Consider the following 5,633-nt stretch of genomic DNA (forward strand, 5'->3'; position numbering starts at 1 on the left):
CGGCGATGACGACAAATTCCAGCCCGCCACACAGTAGGCATGGTGTATAGATGCATTGGCGATTGTCCAAAGTGGTTGATGCGGCTTCCATGGGGTTCATCAGAAAGGCTGAACTTTCCGAGTCCGTGATATCGGATGAATGAACGTAATCGTATGGGGTATGCGGAGCGGCAGCCACTAGGAAGACCCCAAACCATTGGCGATGTGAAGCGCATCCCACAAGAATAACCTGGAGTAACTGGCGAGTTTGTGACCTCACAATGATTCTCCTAGAGGTCTTCCTAGTATCAAAACGCTAGGAAATCACGAGAGTATGTGCGAACGCAGCGACGGTGACACGGAGGAGAGACGATGAATATGAAGACGCAGAGTCCGAGTCGGCGAAGCGTGCCTGTCTTACGATCGGCCAGAAAAACGAGCGCGTGGCCATCAAGCCTTCAGAAAGCACGTATGGCATTCAATAAGGGATGGAATGTGGCGAAGAGAATAATGTGTCTTGGCCTCGCGGTTCTAGTGTGGCATACCGGCCATTCCGGGTATGCCATACAAATGGAAACTGCCGAAGTCTCTCCCGGCAAAGATCTTCAATCTGACCACGTCGTGACCGGTACTTTGGATCAGCTTGATTTCGGCACGGGCAAGGGATTGTTGAAAACCGATCTGGGTAAATCTATATTTTTTGAGATGGTCCAGCCGGAACTATTCCGACGGCTGTCGGTGGGGCAACGCGTGACCATTGGAATGAACGAACAGGGCCACGCCGTAAAGGTCATGGAGATTCCTCCCGTCGAACTTCCCAACTCACCGGTGAAGAAGTAATCTCTTAGGGAAAGTCTGATTTATTCGCAATTCCGAGTAGCTGGATTCCCTGTGTTTTGAATGCCGACTGCTCGAAAACGCGAATTAATCAGACCTTCCTTAGATCTACAGACAATAACAACCAGGCAACTGCTGTTAAGTGACCGGCGGTCGTCGACCCAGGACCAGGCCTACGATCGCGACGATTAAGAAGACGACAAAAAGGATATACGCGATGTTAGTGGCCGTACCCGCAATTCCTGAGAGGCCCAAAATACCGGCGATAATCGCAACGACCAGAAACGTGATAGCCCAGCTCAGCATGATGCACCTCCTTCACAATAAACAGGTGAGGCGATGTGTCGCTCACTCTGTATGGGGAATTCGAATCATTGTCTTCACTCAAGGCGCCGGGTTCTCATCGGCTTCCTCGGCCGATTCAGATTCAGAGCGTGAGCCCTGACGAATCGTATTGAGGCGGGCCTCAAGTTGTTGGGCTTCGTGTTCTCGATGAGTCGTCCACATGAGCCTCGCCATCATTTCCAGGCTCTGAGCCGTCTCCGGATGGCGTTCTCCCAACGTGGTTTCAAGGATGGTGACCGATTTTTCCGCAAAGCTTTCAGCCTCCTCATACTTCCCTTGCAGCGCGTACACCGTCGCCAGCGTCCGACAAGTGGATCCGATGCGGGGATGGTCGATTCCAAATAGGTGAAGACTGATTCCCAGACTTTCGCGCGCCGCACTGTGTGCCTCGGAAAACTTATTCTGTGAGGCGTAAATGACGCTGAGATTTTGCAGCGTCAAGACGATGGAAGGATGTTGCCGTCCAAATGTCTTTTCATTGATTGCCAACGCCCGCTGAAAAAGCGGCTCAGCTTCAATGTCTCGATTTTGCATGCCGTACAACACTCCGAGGTCGTTGAGCGTATTGGCCAGGCGAGGATCTTCGGGACTGACGATCTCTATGTGTTTGGCCGCCGCGAGCAGCAACTGTTCGGCATCGTCGACACGCCGGTCTTCGATGGCCTGGTGCCCCGCCGACTGATAGGTTTCCCACAACGTGACCTGTGCTTTGCTCGGCATGCGGTCGAACAGCAAAAGCAGCGCGATCAATATCGGTGCGAATATTATCGCTGATTTCATACCGATACCCTATCGTTCTGGACCCTGCGTCTGATACTCGGAAGTTCCCTTGGCAAAGACGTGGTCAGAAATAGAAGTGAAGACCGATGCCGAACCATTGCGCATGTCGGGTGTAAAACTGGCCGTTGGGAGAGGGACCGGCAAAGTATTCCGCAAGAAGTTGTAATTGACGGTTTCCGATACGTGCATTTTCAAATCGTAGACCCGCCATAAGCGACTGCGCGATCGCCCAATTTGAGTATTCATTCATCTGAAAATCCGTGTAGCAGATAGGTCGGATGGAACCGTTGAAAAAGGAGACTGGACTCGTCCATTCGACTCCCCATTGCGTGGTGACGGGTTTCACACTCGAGGGGTAACGGTGAACCAAGTATCCGGCTCCTCCGTATGTGCGTAGCCAGCTGAACCATTCGTAGGACAGTTTGACGTCCAGTTCTTCATAACTCAAATTGATGCGCTCGACCTGCGGGTTGCTCAAGAGAAATTCATCCCCGAGGTGCGAGCTTTGATGGTGGAGGCGCACAATACCGGAGAAGTTGCCGGAGCGATAGGTCGTCAGCACTCCCACGGTATAATCGGCATTCACAAGGTCCAATGATGCCGCGCTGAGGTCGAACAAGCTGAATAGACCCGCCTGGATGACGAATTCCCACTGACCGTTGAACGGAGCTCGGTTTCGATAGATCGAAAACGTTTCGCCAAAGTTCCCACCAAATGTCGCCGTGAGATTATTGGTGCGGTACCCGCGATAAGCGGCAGAGAAGTGAGGCCATCGAGGGTCTGCATGAAGGGGAGCGAACAAGAGGCCCCTGGGCAGGAAGCTGGATTCTCTTTCGGGAATGTCGACATGGACACCTTGATCGGGCGACGGGGAGGCGGAGATTTCATCGTTCTCTATCACAACGACTTCCTTGACACCCGCAATGCCGGCCAGCGCACGTTTGACCTTTTCACGATCGAGGCCACCGAGCGATTGGGCGCTGAGACGGACCCGACCGTTGTGGACTTGCAGCATTGAATCAGTGACTTTGAATTCATGCTGTAGTACCGCCGCGGCATAACCTGCAATATAGTCGTCGGTGGTGACTTGCGACCATGCCGGATGCGCGCCGAGCAGAGAGAGGCACGAAAGTAAGGCGGGAGCCATCAGGCATAGTAGGAATTGCCGGGATGCATGAAATGGAGATCTTATTGGAAACCTTGACCAGACGGATGAGCTCGTGTGGGCCTTCCCTCGGTGCCCGGTTTGTGCTGAGGACGGCATAGCCGCTATATGTGTCCCATTATGATGAACGTATCTTTCGCGCCCCATATTGGGTTTAGTGCTTACGTGGTACGGCTAATTGCTTTGATGACCTCAGGCAGGCTCTCGAGATGTTCTTTGGATATAAATGCCGATGATCCGGCTTTTTCCATCTCGATCCTGGTGTATCGATCGTTGTCGGTCGAGACTCCGATCACGACGCAAGAGGGATAGTAGGTGGTAATGTGTTTCGTGGCTGCTATGCCGTTCACGTGCGGCATGTGGATATCCATAATCACGATATCGGGTCGCAACACTTCTACCTTCTCAATCGCAATGAGGCCGTCTTCCGCTTCGTCCACGATCTGCATGGCAGTATCCATCTGGAGCGTTTCGCGCATCATGCCGCGCAATACGGTGTTGTCGTCGACGAGCAAAACTCTGATGAAGCCGTGGTGGCCCATTCTCTCCTTGTAGCAAAGCGTGTCGGAGCTCCGCGCTAGGACAATCGCTAAGGGAGAAGTCTTCGCTGAACGGAGATAGCTCGATTCATATATGTTACAGGCAAGCGCGCAGTACGAAGATAACCGTTTATGTCTCAAGGGGAGAAAGATCGCTGTTCGCGGGTCCGTTCAGCACCTTGCCATAGGCGTCGAAACGAGATCCATGGCAGGGACAGTTCCACGTGTGTTCGGTGGAATCCCACGCCACAATACATTTGAGATGTGGGCACACCGCCGAGCGACGATGCAATGTTCCCTGTTCATCGCGATACACGGCCATTTTCTGGGCGCCGTTCCGAAGCACCGCGCCGCTTTTCCTCGGTATGCGATCCTCGGACTTGACGTCGCCGGACGACAGCCAGTCCACATACTGCGCCGCGACATTAAGATTTTCTTGGACAAACGTACCGATCGATTTCAGCGATTTACGTGAGGGATCGTACAACGTGGCCCAGGCGTTGGCGCGTTTCTGAATGAGATCCGTAATGAGCATGCCGGCGATCATGCCATGCGTCATTCCCATGCCCGAATCGCCGGTGGCAATATATATATTTGATGTATCACCTGGATTCCGGCCGATCAACGCAAGGCCGTCCGTCGGTTCCATGACCTGCCCCGACCATCGGTATTCAATCCGTTCCATCATGGGGAACCGTTCGCGGGCCCAACGTTCCAATCGTTGATGGCGTTCTTCTCCATCGTTCGCCTGGCCGGTTTTGTGGTCTTCACCGCCCACGATCAATACATCATGAGCATCGGCTGCGACGTTTTTCTGTATTCTCACATAGTGGTAGGGATCCGCTTGATCCCAATACAACGCGGCAGGAACGGAATCTTTCGGCACGCGGGCTCCGATCACATAGGTGGTATAGGGCGCTTGTTTGGTGTGCACCACCACCATGTCGTTAATGGGTGTGTTTGTAGCCACGACAAGAGATTGCGCGACGATGATATGACCCTGTTGAGTTTCGATTCGTACCTGCTCGCCCCCCGTAACGGTTTCCACGTGGGTATTCGTGAAGATGCGTCCGCCGCATCTGTCGATCGCCTGCGCAAGACCGGCCACAAACTTTAATGGATGAAATTGCGCCTGGCGCGGGAACCGGAGGCACCCTTCCGGTTCCAGGACGGGACCTGTTGGCCGTTCAATTCGTTCCACACCGACAAGGCCGGCCCGGATGGCGGCCAACCGTTCGTCTTCCAGACGTTCCGGCGGTTGCCCGGGCGCTGGAAAGAGAAAACCATCGACCCGCTCGAAATCACAGGCCAGGCGTTCGGTTGCGATGATGGTTTCGATTCGATTGATCGCCGCAGTATGGCTGTCTGCAGCCAGGCGGGAGCCTTGTTCGCCGTGAAGCCGCTCGATCGTGACATACCCGTCATCAATGACGTTTGATAAATGCGCTGTGGTACGTTCTGTCATGCCTCCGCCGATTGGACCGTCATCGAGGACGACCACCGATTTGCCCTCACACGACAGAGAATACGCAGTGGATAAACCGGCGATTCCGGCTCCCACAACACACACATCCGTTTCCAAGGAGCGATCGAGTGAGCGCCATACCGACTCCACCGGAGAGTTCATCCAAATCGATTGAGTTCCACTCGGATTCGTCTCATTCATATTTCTATTGATCCATATCTTGCCGTATCGCACAACAAGGGAATCCCCTTGAGAATGGTGTGAAGGAACGATCGATTAGGCCCCGATTGCCGCTTTACCAGCGAAACTCGCGCGAGGAACTTCAGCCTCGCCAGGCGAATGTGATAGGAGGCGTACTGGTTTACAGCATGTCATGATAATGAGTCACAGGGCTCGAAGACTATGTCAAATACCTATCGTCCGCCTCCGCCAGACGAACCCGTCCCGCCCGATGATCCCATACCGCCCGATCCCATGCTCCCAGATGATCCCGTTCCACCGGATGAACCCATGCCACCACCGG

At 53.8% G+C, this 5,633-nt stretch carries 7 protein-coding genes; 1 reads left to right on the plus strand and 6 read right to left on the minus strand.

Annotated features, from left to right (window positions below):
• A partial coding sequence (locus tag ACOSYY_RS05540; protein WP_421661268.1) for a hypothetical protein occupies positions 1-259 on the minus strand: 259 nt, incomplete at its 3' end.
• A gap of 92 nt (positions 260-351) precedes the next feature.
• Between ACOSYY_RS05540 and ACOSYY_RS05545 the strand changes: the two genes are divergently transcribed.
• Positions 352-819, plus strand: coding sequence for a hypothetical protein (locus ACOSYY_RS05545; protein WP_421661269.1), 468 nt, complete (start codon positions 352-354; stop codon positions 817-819).
• A gap of 135 nt (positions 820-954) precedes the next feature.
• Here ACOSYY_RS05545 and ACOSYY_RS05550 read toward each other — a convergent pair whose 3' ends face one another.
• From ACOSYY_RS05550 to ACOSYY_RS05570, 5 genes are all read right to left on the minus strand, one after another.
• Entirely contained in the window at positions 955-1,122 is a 168-nt protein-coding gene (locus ACOSYY_RS05550) for a DUF1328 domain-containing protein (protein ID WP_421661270.1), read from the minus strand.
• Positions 1,123-1,200: 78 nt separating this feature from the next.
• On the minus strand, positions 1,201-1,941 hold the full coding sequence (locus ACOSYY_RS05555) for a tetratricopeptide repeat protein (RefSeq protein WP_421661271.1): 741 nt from the start codon (positions 1,939-1,941) through the stop codon (positions 1,201-1,203).
• 64 nt (positions 1,942-2,005) lie between these two features.
• Positions 2,006-3,088 (minus strand): DUF1207 domain-containing protein, encoded by a 1,083-nt coding sequence (locus ACOSYY_RS05560; protein ID WP_421661272.1) that lies wholly within the window; start codon positions 3,086-3,088, stop codon positions 2,006-2,008.
• 179 nt (positions 3,089-3,267) lie between these two features.
• Positions 3,268-3,648, minus strand: coding sequence for a response regulator (locus tag ACOSYY_RS05565; RefSeq protein WP_421661273.1), 381 nt, complete (start codon positions 3,646-3,648; stop codon positions 3,268-3,270).
• 127 nt (positions 3,649-3,775) lie between these two features.
• Positions 3,776-5,311: an FAD-dependent oxidoreductase gene (locus tag ACOSYY_RS05570; protein ID WP_421661274.1), complete on the minus strand. Its 1,536-nt coding sequence runs from the start codon at positions 5,309-5,311 to the stop codon at positions 3,776-3,778.
• Positions 5,312-5,633 lie beyond the last annotated feature (322 nt).

It is taken from the genome of Nitrospira sp. BLG_2 (assembly GCF_049222245.1).